Annotated in this window: 16 protein-coding genes and 1 pseudogene; 5 read left to right on the plus strand and 12 right to left on the minus strand. The window is 67.5% G+C overall.

Annotated elements, in window-relative coordinates:
* Positions 1-54: 54 nt before the first annotated feature.
* From B9S58_RS32185 to B9S58_RS32205, 6 genes are all read right to left on the minus strand, one after another.
* Positions 55-522: a hypothetical protein gene (locus B9S58_RS32185; protein WP_103535433.1), complete on the minus strand. Its 468-nt coding sequence runs from the start codon at positions 520-522 to the stop codon at positions 55-57.
* A gap of 104 nt (positions 523-626) precedes the next feature.
* Positions 627-803: a hypothetical protein gene (locus B9S58_RS38320; protein ID WP_181009531.1), complete on the minus strand. Its 177-nt coding sequence runs from the start codon at positions 801-803 to the stop codon at positions 627-629.
* Positions 803-1,147 (minus strand): RRQRL motif-containing zinc-binding protein, encoded by a 345-nt coding sequence (locus tag B9S58_RS32190; RefSeq protein WP_103535434.1) that lies wholly within the window; start codon positions 1,145-1,147, stop codon positions 803-805. Before B9S58_RS32190 ends, B9S58_RS38320 begins: the two co-directional genes overlap by 1 nt.
* A complete protein-coding gene (locus B9S58_RS32195) occupies positions 1,144-2,145 on the minus strand; it encodes a DUF2637 domain-containing protein (protein ID WP_103535435.1) in 1,002 nt (333 codons plus the stop codon). The genes B9S58_RS32190 and B9S58_RS32195 overlap by 4 nt, the downstream gene beginning before the upstream one ends.
* Complete coding sequence (locus B9S58_RS32200; protein ID WP_103535436.1) at positions 2,142-2,432, minus strand: DUF6303 family protein; 291 nt, start codon at positions 2,430-2,432, stop codon at positions 2,142-2,144. Before B9S58_RS32200 ends, B9S58_RS32195 begins: the two co-directional genes overlap by 4 nt.
* The gene (locus B9S58_RS32205; RefSeq protein ID WP_103535437.1) at positions 2,429-2,692 is read right to left on the minus strand and encodes a DUF6284 family protein; all 264 of its coding nucleotides are present in this window, start codon (positions 2,690-2,692) and stop codon (positions 2,429-2,431) included. Before B9S58_RS32205 ends, B9S58_RS32200 begins: the two co-directional genes overlap by 4 nt.
* Before the next feature lie 498 nt (positions 2,693-3,190).
* Here B9S58_RS32205 and B9S58_RS32210 point away from each other — a divergent pair, with 498 nt between their 5' ends.
* Both B9S58_RS32210 and B9S58_RS32215 read left to right on the plus strand, forming a co-directional pair.
* Positions 3,191-3,943, plus strand: a complete 753-nt coding sequence (locus B9S58_RS32210) for a GntR family transcriptional regulator (RefSeq protein ID WP_103535438.1) — start codon at positions 3,191-3,193, stop codon at positions 3,941-3,943.
* Positions 3,940-4,461 (plus strand): GNAT family N-acetyltransferase, encoded by a 522-nt coding sequence (locus B9S58_RS32215; RefSeq protein ID WP_103535439.1) that lies wholly within the window; start codon positions 3,940-3,942, stop codon positions 4,459-4,461. The genes B9S58_RS32210 and B9S58_RS32215 overlap by 4 nt, the downstream gene beginning before the upstream one ends.
* A gap of 376 nt (positions 4,462-4,837) precedes the next feature.
* On the opposite strand, the gene B9S58_RS32220 is transcribed toward B9S58_RS32215, so the two are convergent.
* On the minus strand, positions 4,838-7,171 hold the full coding sequence (locus B9S58_RS32220; RefSeq protein WP_181009532.1) for a restriction endonuclease: 2,334 nt from the start codon (positions 7,169-7,171) through the stop codon (positions 4,838-4,840).
* 581 nt (positions 7,172-7,752) lie between these two features.
* Positions 7,753-8,493, minus strand: a complete 741-nt coding sequence (locus B9S58_RS32225) for a class I SAM-dependent methyltransferase (RefSeq protein ID WP_103535441.1) — start codon at positions 8,491-8,493, stop codon at positions 7,753-7,755.
* Positions 8,494-8,885: 392 nt separating this feature from the next.
* On the opposite strand from B9S58_RS32225, the gene B9S58_RS32235 reads away from it, so the two are divergent.
* Positions 8,886-9,134, plus strand: coding sequence for a hypothetical protein (locus tag B9S58_RS32235; RefSeq protein WP_103535443.1), 249 nt, complete (start codon positions 8,886-8,888; stop codon positions 9,132-9,134).
* Positions 9,131-9,373: a hypothetical protein gene (locus tag B9S58_RS32240; RefSeq protein WP_103535444.1), complete on the plus strand. Its 243-nt coding sequence runs from the start codon at positions 9,131-9,133 to the stop codon at positions 9,371-9,373. The genes B9S58_RS32235 and B9S58_RS32240 overlap by 4 nt, the downstream gene beginning before the upstream one ends.
* Before the next feature lie 32 nt (positions 9,374-9,405).
* Here B9S58_RS32240 and B9S58_RS32245 read toward each other — a convergent pair whose 3' ends face one another.
* The 4 genes and pseudogenes from B9S58_RS32245 to mshA form a co-directional block, all read right to left on the minus strand.
* A complete protein-coding gene (locus B9S58_RS32245; RefSeq protein WP_103535445.1) occupies positions 9,406-10,224 on the minus strand; it encodes a hypothetical protein in 819 nt (272 codons plus the stop codon).
* 233 nt (positions 10,225-10,457) lie between these two features.
* Positions 10,458-11,359 (minus strand): annotated as a pseudogene (locus B9S58_RS32250) (hypothetical protein); the annotation flags it as partial.
* Between the two features lie 32 nt (positions 11,360-11,391).
* The gene (locus B9S58_RS32255) at positions 11,392-11,904 is read right to left on the minus strand and encodes a YbjN domain-containing protein (protein WP_103535492.1); all 513 of its coding nucleotides are present in this window, start codon (positions 11,902-11,904) and stop codon (positions 11,392-11,394) included.
* A 65-nt stretch (positions 11,905-11,969) separates the two neighbouring features.
* On the minus strand, positions 11,970-13,361 hold the full coding sequence (gene mshA / locus B9S58_RS32260; RefSeq protein ID WP_103535446.1) for a D-inositol-3-phosphate glycosyltransferase: 1,392 nt from the start codon (positions 13,359-13,361) through the stop codon (positions 11,970-11,972).
* Between the two features lie 184 nt (positions 13,362-13,545).
* Here mshA and B9S58_RS32265 point away from each other — a divergent pair, with 184 nt between their 5' ends.
* Positions 13,546-14,352: an SAM-dependent methyltransferase gene (locus tag B9S58_RS32265; protein ID WP_103535447.1), complete on the plus strand. Its 807-nt coding sequence runs from the start codon at positions 13,546-13,548 to the stop codon at positions 14,350-14,352.
* The last annotated feature ends 198 nt before the right edge of the window (positions 14,353-14,550 follow it).

Below are 14,550 nucleotides of genomic sequence, written 5' to 3' on the forward strand. Positions count from 1 at the left end.
GGTCTCAACCCACCCGGAAGGAGCCCCGATCGCCCTGCGGGGCGCTGGGCGGTTTCAGTGGGTGGAGCGGCCGAACCACCGGTTGTGAACGGTGGTGTGATGCACCGTCGCGGGTCGCCCGCCACTCAGCACGACGGACCCGATGCGGGAGGCGACGACGGCGATTGCTGCCCACATCACGAGCGACCCGAGACCGGCGGCGGCGCTGACGAGCTGACCGGCCCCGAGGAGGAGCTGACCGGCGCCCCAGCCCGCGCCACCGGCCAGCAGGCCACCGGCGGCGATGCGCTGGGCGCGCGGGTCGAACAACAGCTGCGGGGTCAGGTCGCGCGGCTGGTAGACGGCGGTGGCGGTGGGCAGGTGCTCGCGGAGCACGGCCACCATGGTCCCGTCCGGGCCGGGGACGTAGACGACCGTCCCCGTCTGCTCGGAGTGGAGCTGCACCGTGCCGGTGGTGGGGGTGGCCGGCGCGGTGGGCCAGCCGGGCGGAACCTGTAGGGCGGGGGTGGGGAGGTGCTGCATGGCCTTTCTCCGATCTGGTCGGTTGGGCGGTGCGGGAGTGCCCCGGGCCGGAGTCGAACCGGCTGACCACCCCCGCGTTCGTCGGGTGGCCGGGGCGGTGCTGGTCAGGCGTCCGTCGGCTGCGAGGTGCGCGTCTCGGTGGCCTCGGAGGTTGCGGCGGACACGGCGAGCTGGGCGAGGATCTCGGCCTTGCGGAAGTCGTAGGGGGTGATGGCCTGGTAGCGGTCCCGGTCCTTGGCGAGGAGGCGTTCGGCGGCGGCGCGGTACTCGGCGGCGTTCATCAGGCGGTGTCCTTCCGGATGGGCGGGGTGTCGTGGCAGGTGACGCACATGCCGAGCGAACGCGGGATGCAATACCCCACGTCCGTGCGGCAGTTGGGGCAGGTGCGGCGGGCGAGCATCGCCGCAGCCAGAGCAGCGGCGCGGGCGGGGGTCATGGGGCGTACGGGCTTGGCCCGGTCGAGCCGGTAGAGGTAGGCGACCAGCGGGCCCCGGCGACGCCGAGGCCGGTGGAGTTCGGCGACGACGTCCTGACCACCCGGCCGCAGCCCCAGCGCGCGGAGCTGACGGCGGGTGGCCAGTCCGTCGGGGGCGAGACGCCACCGGTAGCAGGGCAGCGCGCTCACGACGACGCGCCTTCAAGCACGAGTCCGGCGCCGTCGCGGTGTTCCTGGTAGCGGGCGGAGACCCACCCGATCGACCAGCCGCACAGGTCCGCAGCCGCCCGCACGGGCAGCCCTTCACCGAACGAGGCGTGAACGACGCGCCGGGCCTTGTCCTCGGGCAGCTTCTCGTTCACCGGACCAGCGGCGAGGAGCGCCGCGCGTTCACGGGCCTCCCGCTCGGCCCGCTCCTGCTGCTGCCGGCGCGCCTCCTGCTCGCGCTCCAGCCGGTCGCGTTCGCGGCGCTGGGCGGCCTCGCGTTCAAGGCGTTCACGCTCGGCCTGCTGCTGTTCACGCATCTGCTCACGGCGTTCACGGGCCTCACGCTCAGCCCGCTCCCGCGCCTCCGCCCGCTCGCGCTCCTCCCGCCGCATCGCCTCTTCTCGGGCGGTCTGTTCACGGGCGATCAGCGCTTCATGCTCACGCTGCTCACGGGCCAACTGCGCCGCGTGCTCACGCTCCTCACGGACCCGCCGCTCCTGCGCCTCACGCCGCTCGGTGGCGGCCCGCTCGCGCTCAGCGCGCTCGGCTTTGAGCTGGGCTTCGCGGGCCGCCTGGGCGGTGGTGATGGCCCGCCGGTAGGCGAGCCCTGTCTCTGCGGTAACGATCAGAAGGAGCGGTGCGACCGCGTGGACAGCGGCCCCGACCAGGTCCTTCTTCAGCGCGGAGTCCGCGACGTTCAGGGCCAGCGTCATGAAGCCGGTCATCCACCGCAGAGCGATGGGCCACCGGCCACCGTGCCCGCCCATCCCGGCCAGCACCGCATCCAGCCGCACCACGATCACCACCGCCGCGTCCACGACGAGGGGCAGGATCGGGGCCGTCCACTCCCATCCCTTGGGGCTGTGGCGCTCCATCAGCGGCGTCACCGTGAGGATGGAGAACAGCATCGCGCCGCCGACGATCAGCCACGTGCCGACCGACAGCGCCTTCTCCGCTGAACGGATTTGAACAGCGTTCACGACGCCACCTCCCGCACCCGTGCCGCAGCGATCAGGCGCACCGGCCCGGCAGCGTCGTCACTCGGAAGGTGGTCCTCGGTCCACTCCCAGCCGGGAGCGTCCGTGAACGCGTAGCCGAGCGCTTCCAGCGCCCGCGAACGGTCCTGAACGCTCGGCACCGCGTCCCCGTCAAGGACGTACTCGGGCCACTGGGAGACCGGCACCCCGAGAACGACAACGAACAGCCGCCACCGGCCCGTGGTCCGGCTCACCGACATCAGCGCCGTGAGCGCGTCAGCCGCGCTCATGCCGCACCGCCCGCCTGAACGGCACGGTTGGCCAGGTCCCGGCGGGCGGCCAGCACCCGCCGGCGGGCCCGGCGGATACGCCGCTCGTCCAGCTCGGTCGGAGTGCGGTCGATGGTCATGATCTGCGCGTCCAGCAGAACGACGTCCGCCAGGATCAGCGGCATCTCCCTGTCGATCGCGTCCAGCTCCGCGTCCGACGGCTCACCCTCGAACGGGGCGGCGGCCGTAACGGCCGCCTGAAGTGCTGCGATGCTCTTCATGGGTCTGTTCCTCTCAGGAAGGAACGGCTCAACACGAACCCCCGGAGTTGCTGCTCCGGGGGTTCTCGCCGTTGGAACCAGGAACCGGCTCCCCTCAGCCCCGCCCGTACGACCCCAGAGGGGCGGACGGGCGGGGGAGGCAACCGGCCGCAGCGGTCATGGGCACTGCGGATGGTCTTGACGTGCGGATGTCTCCTTCGGGAACACGAGCTCCCGGGTAGGCGTATGGAGACGTGACCTTTCGGTCTAAGCCCTCCGGTTGACCAGGGATCCGGGACCCTCGGCCCGATCCGTCCCGGGCCCCTTCGCCCCGAGCAGCCCTGAACAAGCACAGAGATGCCCGATGCGCTGTAGCCATTGTCCGTACAATGGCTACAGACAGGATGTTGGCAGAGCGGCTAGCGGACCGCAAGGGCATTGGCCACATTGACTAGACAATGGAGCCGACAAGCGGCTTCCATGGGAGGCATGACAGTGACTCGTCTCGGGCGGAACCCGATGTATCAGCAGATCGCGGACGCGCTGCGGGAGCAGATCACGTCCGGGAAGCTCGAACCAGATGCGAAGCTCCCGACTGAAGCTGAGCTGCGCGAGCAGTACGGCGTGTCACGAGAGACCGTGCGCAAGTCGCTCGCTCTGCTCGTGAACGAGGGGCTCGTCGTATCGGCGCGTCCGCAGGGCCACTTCGTCCGCCGCCGGCGGCCAATGGTGTTCCGCCCCCAAGCGGAGTTCCGGAAGCGGCCGTACTCGCCGGAGATGGACGCCTTCACGACCGAGTACGCGGCTGAGGGACGCGAGCCACGGCAGGAGATCGAGGTGGCCATCGTGGAGCCACCGGATGAAGTGTCCAAGAGGCTCCGGCTGGAACCGGGCGAGCTGGTCGCGGTGCGGAAACGAGTGCGCTACCTCGACGGGGAGCCGTTCAACATCAACGACAGCTACTTCCCACTCGCCCTCGTACGGGATTCGGAGATCATGCGCCCGGAGGACATCGCTCGCGGCGCCAACCAGGTTCTAGCCGAGCTCGGGTACCGGCAGGAGCGAGCCCTAGATGAGCTGTACGTCCGCATGCCCACCCCAGAGCAGGTGCATCGACTCGACCTGGGCCCCGGGACGCCGGTCGGGATTCATGTTGTCACCGGCCACACAGCCGAGGGGAAACCTGTGAGAGTCGCAGTGACTGTGCTCCCGGGCGACAGGCATGTGATCTCGTACGAGCGACAGCGCGAAGAGCCGAACGAGGACGCATGAAAGACCTGCTCGTCCGCGCCGGCCGCCCTGACGAATTGGGCGTGGTGGAATCGATGCTGCGCGAGGCATCAGCCTGGCTCGCCTCGCGCAGCATCGACCAGTGGCAGTACCCGCCGCACCGTGACCGCATCACGGAGGCCCTTGAGCGGGGAGTGTGCTTCCTCGCGTTCGAGGACGGTAAGCCGATCGCGACCATCCAGGTTGACAACTTCGCGGACCCTGAGTTTTGGACCCCGGAGGATCAGCCAGATGCGGCCCTCTACGTTCACCGCATGGCCGTAACGCGCGCGGCTTCCGGCGCGGGTATCGGCAGCCTGCTGCTCGACTGGGCGTCGGAACGTGCCTCAGCACAGGGCAAGCGATGGTTGCGGCTGGACGCCTGGAAGGAAAACAACGGGTTGCACCGGTTCTACAAAGGCGCGGGGTTCACGCTCCTCCGCATCGTGGATCTCCCGCACCGCAGATCAGGCGCCCTGTTCCAGCGGTCGACCGGGTCGGTGGCTGACAACAGCATGTGAGCGAGACCCAGTTGCAGGATTCTCTGCCTTATCAAGGCGGGTCGCTCCGCTCCCCGAGCGCGGCACGGCCCCCGGCCGGGCTTGCGCTCCTGTCAACGCCCCGCTTCAGCCCGCCCGGCGCCCATATCGCGCTCAAAAGCAGATAGCCACCTGATGCCCAGAGAAAGGGTATGTCGTGGCTGGAGCGGTCGGCTCTGCAGCTTTGCGGAGCCACTTTGGCGCGAGCCTCGAAAGATCATGGCCCCAACGTCGTGCTTTACCGGGCAGGTTGGCAGACTACCCAACGCGCCGGAAGCTTACGGGGCCATGATCACTCGCACCGAAGCAGCACCACCCCAAAGCCGTTCCACCAACCTTGCACTGCGAAGTTAACCCCCTAATCCTCTACGAGGGTCGAGAAGAGATCCGCAATTCGACCACCGTCTGCCGCTGAACTCTTACCCGTGGCCCAGGATCCGGGGCTTTCAGCGAATCGTTGAGACTCTTCCTCATCAGCCTCTCGCTCATCTGCCGACTGTCTCCACGCCTCAAGCATGCTCTGCACAGGAGCGTCAAATTTCTCCGCCATACCCTCCACGAAGTCTGCCGCATTTCTAGATTCCTGATAGTCCGACTCAGTGCGCCAATGGTCGAACTCGCTTTCCGCAAAAGTCATGAATGCTGCGTACGCAGCATTCCGCATTTCATCACTAAATTCCGCCGGGTCAAATATATCGAAAAAGAGCTCCACGTCGGACGGATCAAAGAATTCTTCGAATGATCTTTTCAGGATTCCCTGCACTAGATCTTCAAAGCCGAACGGATGAACCTGCACGTTTGCAGCCAACGTCACGTAAGATTCAACAGTGGCGATAGGAGATCCACCTTCTGCAGACACTTGACTTCCCACCTCTGATCGGCACCATGAAATGTCATCTGGCGTGCCATGATCCGAGATGAAATGAATAACAGTAGATAGCATCTCCGGGCGCGGGTCTGGAGTCATTACTCTGTAGCCATTTCGCTTCTTTCCCACTGTCGCCTTCCAAACGGATACCCGCTCTGCGTAGAGGCGACGGATTTGCGCAATGAAGTCAGCAGAATTTTCTAGCAAGGCCTCCCGCAAACCTTCGTTAGCCACGCCAGTTGGGACTTTCATTACATCGTGTCTATCCCGCGCAATTCGCATGTACTCCAATTTTTCCCAGGCCTTGGTCATACGCTCGTCTTGCTTGGACTTGCGATATTTGTCAAGCCCGGAGTAACGAAGCAGCATCAGCGCTTGCCGAATATCCTGCAAATCCGCCAGAACAGCATCCGCCATGGCGGGGGAGCCATTTATTTTATGAAGCAAGAAGTCACGGCATGACGGGTTGGCTAGCGCCGCTCTTTGGACTGACTCATTAGAGATCGTGAGCCAGGTCCCTTCCAACACCTTAAGCGCTTGGATATACGTGTGTGGCTCCTTCGCCTGCACACACTTTCGCAACTCCCTCTCGCTAATTCCCCTGGGGGGATGAGTGACCAGGATGGACAAAACTCTCCGACCAACCGGTGAGAGGTGGTTGTACGAACTTGCCCAGAGCTCTGACGGGTCATCGAGGCTTGAACGCAAGTTGGACAGAAGGGAATCCAGATCATGCGATTGATACCGCAGAGTCTGTTCCAGGATGCGGGGACTGTAATTCGCGTGCCTGATTACGTCCAGGTAAGCGCGATCGTCTACGAGAGCTTTCCTATCCGCCGGCGGCAGGTCCGAGAAATAAAGGTGATTGTAGAAGATCAAAGCCTTATTGTAATCAGAATAATCCTCCACTTTCACCTCGGACGGCACTAGCGATGCACCCGCTCTTCTGATTCTGTCGCTTCGCTCTTGAGCATTCCGAAGAATCTGCTCGCGCGTCGTCAGGATGAAGCGCTTGGTTCCTGGAGCTGCCCTGCGCACCTTGTCAGCAAACTGTGCAATCCGGTGATCCTCATTCTTTCCAGTAGTTTCAGCCAGGTCGGTCTGACCGAGAAAATCATCATAGTAGAAAATCTGGGGCTGTTGTGGGTTCCATAGTTCAAATCCCTCTTTTACGTCCTCGCTAATTTGCACAACTTGCCACCCCTCTTTCCAGTGCGCTAGGAGGACCATCTCAGCCAAGATGCTTTTTCCTACGCCGGGAGGTCCGGTAACAACACAGAGATTGTGTTCTTCTAGAACACGGGTCGTGCGATCAAAGTGATCTGTTAAAACATAGAATTTAGCTCGACTTTCGATGCTTTCCAGCAGTTCCTCTGTTCGGTTCCACAAGCCACTGTGGATGATCCGAGAGAGCACCGCAGCAGAAGAAGTCCATAGCTTGAAGTGCCTGAGCTCAACCTCTGAATGTCGCAGCAAAAGAGCATTGAGGTCCTCTCGGCCGAGGATATCGCCGGTCGCGACAGGAAGGTGCTGCCGTAGAATACCGGCCAATTCCTCCTTAAACTCGACAGTCATCGATGCGCTAGTAACGAGGATGTAGCGGCTGACATCCCGTGCGCCTCTCCATTTTTGCACCTCCTTCTTTACCGATCGGCGCAAAGCGCTACGACCTCCCCGCAGATAGTGCTTGCATTGGATGATGACGTCCGCCCCCGCCAATGCACACCGCAGATCGACTCCTTTGTCGCGGCCAGGGCCAAAAGACTCTACGTGCACTTTAAATTCTGCGTTGAGGACATCGGCAGCCAACGCTTCAAAATCCACTGGCGACAAGGTGGAGAAGTCGTATTCAGGCAACGCATAACCCCCGACGTTTCTAACCGCGCAAATGATCGATGACAAAGTTGAGCGACCAGCTTGACTTCATGAAATAGAACGATGTAGGCAGTTGCTCCAGACTTCCACTGAGCGTTACTCAAATGTTATGGAGGCGCGGGTCGGCATGCGCAGGAGCGGCGAACCCAAATCGATTGAACGTTCGGTTCTGTGCGAGCTGCAATAACGCGGCATGTGCTCACCGACGACATGGCAGCGTTACTGACAGTCGTCCGAACGGTGCCGTCGGTGGATCGGCGGTGACTGCTCCTCTTCGCGACACAGCAGCCGGGGCATCTCCGCTGGGCCCTCTCTGGGCCCTCCGAGGGTGACAAGCAACGCCCAACGACGACCAACGACGACAGCCCGACCGCAGGTCAGATAAGGCGGGCACCCTAGTGACCAGGGCCGGAAAGCAGGCCCGCCAGACCCAGGGCAAGAAGAAGTAACCCGCCCTCTCCTTCTCCCCGAGCCCCCTGTTTCGCGGACCGCGAGGCAGGGGGCTCGTCGGTGCTCCGGACCGGCGGGCCTCAGGCCGGCTTGCGCCACACGGAGATGTGCTTGCCGGAGTCCTCCGCGAACGGCGCCCCGTCCCAGTCCGCGACGCGCCGTTCCCGCTCCAGCCCGGCGATGCGGGCCATCAGGTCGAGCTCCGCCGGCCAGGCGTACCGGTGCCGGGAGGCGGCTCGGCGGTAGTGGCTGTGGTCGCCGTCTCGGGTCAAGTGGTGTGAGACGAGGGTCTGCTCGACCAGGTCGAAGGTGTCGAAGCCGAGGTGCCGCTCGGACACGTCGAACGGCACCGCGACCTGACCGGGCGGCAGGAACCGCAGCGGCGGCACGCCCAGCTCGATGACGAACCGGCCACCGGGTACCAGATGCCGGGCCGCGTTGCGGAAGCACTCGACCTGCTCGTCCTGGGTGAGCAGGTTCGAGATGGTGTTGTAGACGAGGTAGACCAGGGTGAACTCGCCAGGGACGACGGTGGTGGCCATGTCCCCGATGGTCACCGGGAGCGTCTCCTCGTCCACCTTGCGGCGGAGCACCGCCGCCATGGGCTCGGACAGTTCGATGCCCACCACCGGAACACCGCGTTCCCGGAGCGGCACGCCCACGCGCCCGGTCCCGATGGCGAACTCCAGGGCCCGGCCGTCTCCGGCCAGTTCGGCAAGGAAGGCGAGGGCCGGTTCGAGGGCGGCGGCCGAGGAGTTCTCGGCCTCCTCGGCGTCGTAGCGGTCGGCGGTCGCTCGGGTCCACAGCTGGCTGCTCGTCACGGGCGACCACTGTGCCGGGTGTTCGGGACTCTGTCGACGCAATTGGCTGCGGTCAACTCCCTTGCACCATGGGTGCGGCCGCCCGTGACCGGGTCGCGGCGGCTTCAGGAGGAGTACGCGGTTCTGCGCGACCGGGTCGCGGAGAGGCTCGGGCGGGGCCCGGTGGCGGCGCGTGCGGCGGTGCCGTCGGACAGCGCGGGCTGAGCCGGGGCGCACCTGCGGCGCGCCTCGATCCGTGCCCGATCCGTGACCCCGCCGGACCGGCCGAAGTGCCCCTCGTACGGACTACGGTGGGCCCATGCCGTCCGTGACGGCCTCACCGGTTCCGCGGCGATCGCGGCGCCCGTGACCGGCGCAGTGCATCCAGGGCGAGGAGATCGAGGAGAGCGATCATGGGTGAGTCTCTGAAGACCTTCGTCGGCGGTGCCGAGGTCGAAGTGCCCAACAGCATCCCGGACATCCGGGCCGCGCTGCCCGAGGAGAGACGCGAGGAGTTCGATCTCGCGATCAACGACGCCGGGGTGCACGAGATTCAGGCCGTCATGCGGCACTGGATGCTGGAGGCCGTCCCCGATCCCGAGGCCGAGAAGATCCTGGACCGGCTGGCGCAGGACGAGGCCGAGAGGCGGAGCGTCGCTTGAGCTTCCGCATCTCCTACGCACCGCCCGCCGACGACACCCTGGCCAAGATGCGCGGCGGCGAGTCCTTCCGGGACGAGATGGCCCGTACCCTCGGCGAGGAGCCGTACGGCCACGCCTCGTCCGCCGTCAAGAGGGAACGGGACCGGCGTGAGGCGACGGTCTCCGGGGCCATCGTCCTGTACTACGTCTCCCGGTCCGTCCTGACCGTCACCGTCGTGCGCCTCGTGCCTCTGCCCTGACTCCGCCAGGCCAGAGGCACGGCGTACGTCCGTCAGGCGAGCTTCTTGTCCTGCGCCGCCACGACCTCAGTCGGCACCTCGAACTTCACGTCGCCGCCCGCCGCCGCCAGGTTGAAGGCGAAGAACGTCGCCACGGTGCCTTCCTTGCGCAGCGCCACCAGCTTGAACGGGGCCTGGTCGCCGTCGTCGTCGGAGGTGACCGTCCACGCCGCGGACTCGTCGCCGCCGGTGACCTTCTCCTCGGTGACCGAGGCGACCTTCATCGGCTCACCGGCGACCGTGGCGGTGAAGCCGCCCGCGCAGTCCGCCGCGGCCTTCTTGAGCGCGGCGAACGCGTCCGGGCCCGCCGTCCCCTCGTACGAGTTCAGCGCGACGAACGTGGACGTCAGGTTGAAGGCGTCCATGACCGCGTCCTCGATCTCGCCGTCCGCCAGGTCCGCCAGGTCCTCCAGCGACTTCTTATCGTCGGTCTTCTTCGGCTCGTCGATCACCTTGCGCTTCGTGGTGGCCACCGAACCCTCCTGCGCCACGCCGTACATGGCATGGGCGACCGGCAGGCACTCCTTCTTGTCGACGGTGACGCCGTCGGCCGGGACCTCGTCGTCCGGACCGGCCTCGGTGACCTTGCGGCCCTCCACATCGCCCTGGGCGAGCGTGGCCTTCTCCAGCTCGGCGGCGGTGAGCGCCTTGGCCGGGGCCTTCGGGGCCGAGCTGCTCCCGCCCGCGGCGCCCTTGTCGTCCTTCCCTTCCTTGGCGTCGGCGTCCGACGAGCCGCCGCAGGCGGTGGCCAGCAGGGCGAGAGCGGCGGCGGAGGCGGCGAGGGCGGTACGGCGTACAGCAGTGGCGCGCATGGTTCTACTTCCTACAATCTCTGGTCCGGAAGCAACAGCCCGACCCTCGAACGGCACTTCGACGCCGTCTGGGACGTACCGTCGCAGTGCCCCACACTTTATGATCGAACCTGTGAGCGATGATCGCTCCGGCGGCACCCTCCCGTGATCGTGATTCTGCTGTGATCACCCTGTGAACACACTGAGTGGAGCCGCCGTGCAACCATTCCGCGATGCTGGCCCCGAAGCCGCGCTCAACGCACGCACACGCCGCGCTGTGCCGCGTACAGGTTGGCCCGCCGGACCGCCTCCGGTCTCCCGTACGCCTCCAGGCGGGTGTTCAGGTCGCCGGTGAAGTCGGGGACGTCGATCCGGCCGAACTCCCGTACCTCGCTGATGCCCACGGTCGCGCTGTACGGGGCGATGCCGTCGATCCTCATCAGCCCGGCCCGTTCGTTGGTGACCCGGATGTTCCAGTGCGTGAAGCGCGCCCCGAAGAGCGGTCCCGCGCTCGCGTCGCCGCCGTGGACGCCGTCGTTGTTCACCGTGATGTCGGTACGCACGTTGGCGAACGGCATCCCCCGGTGCGAGTCGAACGTCCCCGTCTCCATCCGGCCCCGCGACCAGACGTTGTGGCTGGACAGACCCTCGGCGTTGATGCCGTGGAGCCGGGTGCCGGAGGGCGCGGGCGTGGTCCGCGCCGCGATGGTGAAGTCCTCGATCAGGTTGTCGTGCGAGCCCTCACGGCAGTAGTACGGGTGGTGCGCACCGCGCCCCTCGGCCTTCGTACGGCGCAGGGTGCAGGGTGCAGGCGGACGCGCCGATCAGGCCGAAGCCGTTGTCGACGTGCCGGACGGTGACGTCGTCGGCCCAGCAGTCGTACGCGCACTGGAACGCGAGGCCGTTATCCCCGGTCCAGCAGGTGCGGGGCCTGCGGCCGCTCGACCGCCTCCAGGGTGAGGCCCTCGACGCCGGACCCGGTGAGCGGGGTGACGAGCGTGGTCAGCCGGGGGTCCCATACGGGGCGCAGATCGAGCGGAAGCGGGCGTTCCAGGGTGATCCGGCGCCCGCGTACGCCGGTGACGCGGACCGGCCATTCGTAGGGGGTGTACGAGGTCGGCTTGGTCTTGTCGGCCCAGGGGTACGCCCGTGCGCCGCCGAGAGAGTCCGAGGGGTGGGGTGCGGGAGTCAGCCCGTAGTCGGGCGCTGGGTCAGGTGGCTGAACGCGTCCAGGTTCCGCGTGGACTCGCCGCGCGCCACCCGCCACGCGTACTCCTTGCGGATCGAGCTCGCGAAGCCGAGCTCCAGCAGGGTGTTGAACGCCCCGTCGGCCGCTTCGAGCACCACGCCGAGCAGCCGGTCCAGCTCCTCGGCGGTGACCACCGACAGCGGCAGTTTGCCGACCAGATAGACGTCGCCGAGCGAGTCGATCGCGTAACTCACCCCGAACAGGCGGAGGTTGCGCTCCAGCAGCCAGCGGTGCACCTCGGCGTCGTTCTCGTCGGGGTGCCGGACGACGAACGCGTTGAGGGAGAGCGAGTGCTTGCCGACGATCAGCGAACAGGTCGTCGACAGCTTGCGGGTGCCGGGCAGCGTCACGACGTAGTTGCCGCGCCCCGGGCTCTCCCATACGAGTCCGGCGTCGTTCAGCGTCGCCTCGATGACCTGGGCCGCTGCAGTTTCGTCCGGTACGTCAGCCATGCAGCGAGCGTACGACAGGAGCACCGGGTCGCACGGGACGGGCTCCGCCGTGATCCGTACGGGCGTCAGCCGTGGTGCGCCCGGGCCCGGCGGCGGTGGTCGCAGAGCGCGGCCGTGTACACGTCGGCGGTCGCCGCCGCGGCCGTGTCCCAGCCGAAGGACTGCGCGTGCGCCGCGGCGGCCGCCCCCATCCGCTCGACCAGCTCCGGCGCGTCCGCGAACCGGCCTAGCACGCGGGCGTACGCCTCCGGCTCGTGTCCGGGCACCAGGAAGCCGCTGACCCCGTCGCGCACCGCCACCGGCAGCCCGCCCACGGCTGCCGCGATGACCGGGGTGCCGGCCGCCTGGGCCTCTATGGCGACCAGGCCGAAGGACTCGCTGTACGACGGCATGACCAGCACCGACGCGGCCCGGAACCAGTCGGCGAGCCGGTCCTGGCCCACCGGCGGGTGGAACCGTACGACGTCGGCGACACCGAGGCGGGCGGCCAGCTTCTGCAGACCTTCGGGCTTGGCCAGGCCGCTGCCGCTCGGGCCGCCGACCACCGGCACGACGATGCGCGACCGCAGCGACGGATCCCGGTCCAGGAGCACGGCCACCGCGCGCAGCAGCACATCGGGGGCCTTCAGCGGCTGGATGCGGCCCGCGAAGAGCGGGATCAGCGCGTCCTGCGGCAGGCCGAGCCGGGCCCGCGCGGCGGCGCGGGCGGACGGGGCATCCCCTGGACGGAGCTTGTCGGAGCCCTCGGGGAAGGGGCGGAAGCGGTCCAGGTTGACGCCGGGGTGCACGACGGCGACCGCGGCGGGGTCCGCGTCGTAGAAGCGGACAAGTTCGGCGGCCTCCTCGGCGGTGTTGGCGACCAGCCGGTCGGAGGCGTTCACGATCTGGGTCTCGCCGATGACCCGGGCGGCCGGCTCGGGGGTGTCGCCTTCGGCGAGCGCGGCGTTCTTGACCTTGGCCATGGTGTGCATGGCGTGTACGAGCGGGACGCCCCAGCGCTGCGCGGCGAGCCAGCCGACCTGGCCGGAGAGCCAGTAGTGGGAGTGCACGAGGTCGTAGTAGCCGGGGCGCTGACCGGCCCAGGCCTGCATCACGCCGTGCGTGAACGCGCAGAGCTGGGCGGGCAGGTCCTCCTTGGCCAGGCCCTCGTACGGCCCGGCGTCGACGTGCCGGACCAGGACTCCGGGTGCCAGCTCGACCGAGGGGGCCAGCGAGCCGGTGGTGGCCCGGGTGAAGATCTCGACCTCGATGTTGATCGCGGCGAGACGTTTGGCCAGTTCGACGATGTAGACGTTCATCCCGCCCGCGTCGCCCGTGCCGGGCTGGTGGAGCGGGGACGTGTGCACGGAGAGCATCGCGATGCGGCGCGGCCTGCGGGAGACCCCGGAGAAGCCTCCGGGGAACCTGAGGCGCGCGGCCGTCCGGGTGGAGCCGAGCCGGGAGACGTACTGGCTCACCTCGTCGGTCCTCCTCGTTCGGGGCATGCTGGGAAGAGGGCACGGGGTCCTCTGAAGGGCGAGAACAGCGGAATCTCCGCATTCATTTCCGCTTTGCCAAATCATTACGTTGCCCGGCGGCGCGTCGCGCGGCCCGGGCGGAACCTCCGGGTATCCGCCCCGCCCCGTCGCATACGCTCGACCCATGCGCCAGCGCCCCATCGGCACCGCCACCCGCGGGACCACCAACCCGAACCGCCTGCGCCGCATGGACCGCTGGATCGCCGACGCGCACGGGCCCGCCCTGCGCCGCGCCGGGACGCCCGTGGCCGTCGATCTCGGGTACGGGGCCGCCCCCTGGACCGCCGTCGAGCTGCTGGACCGGCTGCGCACCGCCGAGCCGCGCACCGTGGTGGCGGGCATCGAGATCGACCCGGAGCGGGTCACCGCCGCACAGCCGTACGCCCGCGAGGGCCTGACCTTCGTGCACGGCGGCTTCGAGATCCCGCTGGACGTCCGGCCCCTGCTCATCCGGGCGGCGAACGTGCTGCGCCAGTACGACGAGGAGCAGGTCACCGAGGTCTGGGCACGGCTGTGCTCCCGCCTCGCCCCGGACGGCCTCCTGGTGGAAGGGACCTGCGACGAGATCGGGCGCCGGCACGTCTGGGTGGCCCTGGGGCCCGAGGGGCCGCGCACGGTCACCTTCGCGGCCCGGCTCGGCTCGCTGGAGCGCCCCTCGGACCTCGCGGAACGGCTGCCGAAGGCGCTGATCCACCGCAACGTGCCGGGCGAGCCGGTCCACGCGTTCCTGCGGGACTTCGACCGGGCCTGGGCGACGGCCTCCCCGTACGCCTCGCTCGGCGCGCGGCAGCGCTGGATCGCGGCCGTACGGGCGGTGGCGGCCGACTGGCCGGTGACGGACGGGGTACGGCGGTGGCGGCAGGGCGAGGTCACCGTGGAGTGGGACGCCCTGCGGCCCAGCAGTCGCCGAACAGGCGCCGACAAGGGCTGAACCATTGCCCGTAAGGGCAGAGCTCCTCCGCTCCGGGAACATCGCGGCGGCATCATTCGTCCCAGTGAGTGAGGACGGGCGCGGAGCGGAGCGTCGCGCGAGCCAGGGGGAAACCGTGACGAAGTAGCCCACCGGGGTCGGTATGTGACGTGTCAGGTGCCGTCGACCTCTGTTGCTTTACGGAACGACATGGCACGA

Origin of the sequence: Streptomyces sp. SM11, from assembly GCF_002910905.1 — a bacterium.
GTDB lineage: Bacteria > Actinomycetota > Actinomycetes > Streptomycetales > Streptomycetaceae > Streptomyces.